This window comes from Variovorax sp. P4_D9 (genome assembly GCF_056401695.1).
The window spans coordinates 1-3,332 of record NZ_JBFUIU010000917.1 but is presented as its reverse complement, the minus strand read 5'-3'; the positions used below and the strand labels follow the sequence as shown (position 1 = coordinate 3,332).

General features: G+C 66.5%; 2 protein-coding genes. Both read right to left on the bottom strand.

Features of this window, described 5'->3' with window-relative positions; genetic code table 11:
* Window positions 1-2,261 (bottom strand): [protein-PII] uridylyltransferase (locus AC1DY5_RS48245; protein WP_478121434.1); only part of this gene is annotated, 2,261 nt, incomplete at its 3' end.
* A 23-nt stretch (window positions 2,262-2,284) separates the two neighbouring features.
* Complete coding sequence (gene map, locus AC1DY5_RS48240) at window positions 2,285-3,109, bottom strand: type I methionyl aminopeptidase (RefSeq protein ID WP_478121433.1); 825 nt, start codon at window positions 3,107-3,109, stop codon at window positions 2,285-2,287.
* Between the last annotated feature and the right edge of the window lie 223 nt (window positions 3,110-3,332).

Sequence of the window (3,332 nt, the reverse complement as noted above, 5' to 3'; positions counted from 1 at the left end):
GTCTTGGCCAGGCCGGTCTCGACCATGCTGATCAGGTCGCGGTAGTGCTCGGGGATGAAGGTGGTCACGATCTGGAAGGTGTCGAGCGCGAAGCCGTTGCTCGCGGTATGCACCTTGGCATCTAGGATGCTGAAGGACGAGTGGTCGAAATAGCCGCAGATGCGCACGAACAGGTCGGGCTGGTCGGGCGTGTAGACCACCACCTGCAGCCCTTCGCCGACCGGCGACAGGCGGGCCCGCACGATCGGCTGCGTGTGTGGATCGATCGGCACGCCCGCATGCGGCACGTGGCGTGACAGCTGCTTGGCGTGCCAGGCGATCTCCGAAGCGTCGTGGCGCATGAAGTAGCCGACGTCGAGCGTCTGCCACAGCGACTTGTGGGCCTCGAAGGGCTCGGCATGCAGCGCCAGCAGGACCAGCGCCTCGCGCTTGCGGGCCTCGATCTCGGCGCCCGGGTCGGGCATGCGGCCGCCGAGCACGCGCGAACTCAGCCGGTACAGGTCCTCGAGCAGCTTGCCTTTCCAGGCGTTCCAGACCCGTGGCGAGGTGCCGCGGATGTCGGCGATGGTCAGTAGGTACAGGGCCGTGAGATAGCGCTCGTTGCCGACGCGCCGGGCGAAGGCGCTGATCACCTCGGGGTCGCTGAGGTCCTGCTTCTGCGCCACCTGGCTCATCACCAGGTGCTCGGCGACCAGGAACTCGATCAGCTTGGCGTCTTCGCGCGCGATCTCGTGCTGGCGGCAGAAGCGACGCACGTCGCGCGCGCCGAGGGTCGAATGGTCGCCGCCGCGGCCCTTGGCGATGTCGTGGAACAGCGCCGCGATGTAGAGGATCCAGGGCTTGTCCCAGCCCGCCGCGAGCTGCGAGCAGAACGGGTATTCATGCGCGTGCTCGGCGATGAAGAAGCGGCGCACGTTGCGCAGCACCATCAGAATGTGCTGGTCGACCGTGTAAACATGGAACAGGTCGTGCTGCATCTGGCCGACGATGCTGCGGAAGACGCGCAGGTAGCGCCCCAGCACCGAGGTCTGGTTCATCAGCCGCAKCGCATGCGTGATGCCGCGCGGCTCCAGCAGCATGCGCATGAAGGTCATGTGGTTCGCGCGGTCGTTGCGGAACTTGCTGTCCATGACATGGCGCGCGTTGTAGAGCGCGCGCAACGTGCGCGCCGACAGGCCGTTGACGCCGATGGTCTTCTGGTAGAGCAGGAAGGTCTCGAGGATCGCGTGCGGGTCCTTCAGGTAGAGATCGTCGCTCGCGACCTCGATCAGCCCGCCTTTCTCGAAGAAGCGTTCGTTGATCAGCGTCGGCTGCTCGGCCTGCGGCTGCAGCTTCTCGGCGATGTTGAGCAGCAGGATCTGGTTCAGCTGGGTGACCGCCTTGGCGGCCCAGTAGTAGCGCCGCATCAGCGCCTCGCTGGCCTTGCGCTGCGACTCGCCGACATAGCCGAAAGTGGCGGCCACCGCGGTCTGGAGGTCGAACACCAGCCGGTCCTCGCGCCGGTTGGCGGTGACGTGCAGGCGGGCGCGGATCAGGCTCAGCAGCGCCTCGTTGCGCTTGATCTGCTGGATCTCGAAGGCGGTCGCGAGCCCGTTCCTGGCGAGGTCGTCCCAGCGGTTGCCGAAGCCCGCGGCCTTGGTCATCCAGAGAATGGTCTGGAGGTCGCGCAGGCCGCCCGGGGATTCCTTGCAGTTCGGCTCGAGCGCGTAGGGCGTATTGTCGAACTTCTGGTGGCGGTGCCGCATCTCCTGCGACTTGGCGGTGAAGAAGGCCTGCGGGTCGATGGCGGCGAAGAAGTTCTTGCGGAAACTCGTGTAGAGCTTCTTGTCGCCGATCACCAGGCGCGACTCGAGCAGCGAGGTCTGGACCGTGACGTCCTTGGCGGCCTCGCCGAGGCATTCGGCGACCGTGCGCACGCTGGAGCCGATTTCCAGCCCGGCGTCCCAGCACCGGCCGATGAAAGCCTCGAGACGGGCGGGCTCGATGTCCGTGCCGTCACCCTCGGGTAGCAGCAGCAGGACATCGACATCGGAGTAGGGGAACAGTTCACCGCGTCCGAAGCCACCGACCGCAACCAGCGCCAGCTGCTGGCCGAAGCCGGCGTCCTGCCAGAGCGCACCTAAGGTCTCGTCGGCCAGCGCCGCCAGTTGCCGCAGCACGGTGTGCACGCTGCGCGTGGGGGCACGCGCGCTGCGCAACTGGTCGAACAGCGCCAGCTTGTGCGTGCGATAGGCGTCGCGCAGCGATGTGATGTCCACGATCGGCGCCTGGAGAAGCGGCCGCTTCAAGCCGCGGCGGTGACGAAGGCCGGCGGCGGCGGGCTGCCTGCAGAGAGCGTGAGCACCTCGTAGCCGGTCTCGGTGACCAGCACCGTGTGTTCCCACTGGGCCGACAGCGAGTGGTCGCGGGTGATGATGGTCCAGCCGTCGTACTGGCCGCCCTTGGCGTCTTCCTTGATCTCGCGCTTGCCGGCGTTGATCATCGGCTCGATCGTGAAGGTCATGCCGGGCTTGAGCTCCTCAAGCGTGCCGGGCCGGCCGTAGTGCAGCACCTGGGGTTCCTCGTGGAAGCCGCGGCCGATGCCGTGGCCGCAGAACTCGCGCACCACCGAGAAGCCGTTGCTCTCGGCGAAGCGCTGGATCGCGAAACCGATGTCGCCCAGGTGGGCGCCCGGCTTGACCTTCAAGATGCCGTGCCACATCGCGTCGTAGGTGAAGGCGCACAGCCGCTTGGCCGCGATCGAGGCGTCGCTGACCACGAACATCCGGCTGGTGTCGCCGTGCCAGCCTTCCTTGATGACCGTGATGTCGCAGTTGACGATGTCGCCCTTCTTGAGCGGCTTGTCGTTCGGGATGCCGTGGCAGACCACGTGGTTGACCGAGGTGCAGATCGACTTGGGGTAGGGCGTGCTGCTGGCGCCCATGTAGTTGAGCGGCGCCGGAATGGCGCCCTGCACCTGCGTGATGTAGTCGTGGGCGAGCTTGTCGATCTGGTTGGTGGTGACGCCGGGCAGGATGTGGGGCGTCAGGAAGTCCAGCACCTCGGAGGCGAGTCGGCACGCCACGCGCATGCCGGCCACGCCCTCGGCGTCTTTGTAGGTAATGCTCATGGCGGAATTATCCCATCCGAGCCGTTAAAATTCAGGGTTAGCGCGGATGGCCCCAGTCAGCGGCCTCTGCCTCATTCTCATGAATCCCAACGCGGCCCTTGCGGCCGACCCGAACGTGACGCTGCCCGTGAACCCGCCTTCCCATCGTGCTGTCCATGCCGCCCCCGTGGTGAGCTTCTTCGAGGGCGGCAGCGCCCTTAGCGATTTCCGGGCGCGGCAGCTG

Bases quoted from the DNA above. Each gene is read 5' to 3' on its own strand.
- map (WP_478121433.1), bottom strand. From the start codon at position 3,109: ATGAGCATTACCTACAAAGACGCCGAGGGCGTGGCCGGCATGCGCGTG.